This is a genomic window from Amycolatopsis thailandensis, assembly GCF_002234405.1.
GTDB lineage: Bacteria > Actinomycetota > Actinomycetes > Mycobacteriales > Pseudonocardiaceae > Amycolatopsis > Amycolatopsis thailandensis.
Genome location: NZ_NMQT01000355.1, coordinates 1 through 900, shown reverse-complemented (window position 1 = coordinate 900; position 900 = coordinate 1). Strand labels below are relative to the sequence as shown.

The following is a 900-nucleotide window of genomic DNA, read 5'->3' as shown; positions in this document are numbered from 1 at the left end:
CGAACGTCACCAGTATCCAACACTCTTCCCCTACACGACGGTCTTACGATCTGATCCAGGTGACGAACTTCCTGGTCACCGGGATCCTGATGATCGCGGGCGCGATCGGGTTGAGCCGGACACTGGAACCGGGCAGAGGCAGCACCTGGGGCCCACGACTGCTGGGCGTCTTCGGTGTCAGCCTGCTTTTCGCCGCGGTCTTCAAGGCCGACCCGGGTAACGGCTTCCCGGTCGGCACCGGCCCGGCCACCATCAGCACCGCCGGGGTCCTGCACATGGCCGCCGGATCGGTCGGCTTCCTCTCGCTGATCGTCGCGACCTTCGTGTTCGCGAGCCGCTTCTCCCGCGAGGGCCACCGCGGCTGGGCCGTCTACTCCCGCGCCACCGGCATCGCGTTCTTCGTTTCTTTCGCCGCGATCAGCTCCGGCAACGCGAACGCCGTCGTGATGCTCGCCTTCTGGGCCACCGTGGTGCTGGCCTGGGGCTGGGTCACCGCCTTGATCGTCCGCTCCGCCCGCTAGACAAACCGAGGAGAATTCCCGCCATGAGCACCGTGACCTCGCAAGACGGCACCACCATCGCCTACACCCGCACCGGCTCCGGCCCCGCCGTCATCCTGGTCGACGGCGCGATGTGCCACCGCGAGTTCGGCCCGGCGGCGCCGCTGGCCGCCGAACTGGCCCCGCACTTCACCGTCTACACCTACGACCGCCGCGGCCGCGGCGAAAGCGGCGACACCGAGCCGTTCTCCGTGGCCCGCGAAGTCGAGGACCTCGCGGCACTGATCGAGGAGGCCGGTGGGACCGCCCACGTCTACGGGATCTCGTCCGGTGCCGCGCTCGCCCTCGAAGCCGCGAAAGCCGGGCTGCCGATCACGAAACTCGCGGTCTACGAATTCCC

2 protein-coding genes are annotated in these 900 nt (G+C 68.7%); both read left to right on the top strand.

The annotated features are described in order from the left end of the window. Positions 1–59: 59 nt before the first annotated feature. Positions 60–521, top strand: coding sequence for a DUF998 domain-containing protein (locus CFP71_RS42855; protein WP_244200055.1), 462 nt, complete (start codon positions 60–62; stop codon positions 519–521). A 23-nt stretch (positions 522–544) separates the two neighbouring features. Further along, positions 545–900: alpha/beta fold hydrolase (locus tag CFP71_RS42850; RefSeq protein ID WP_143267334.1), on the top strand; the 356-nt coding region annotated here is incomplete at its 3' end.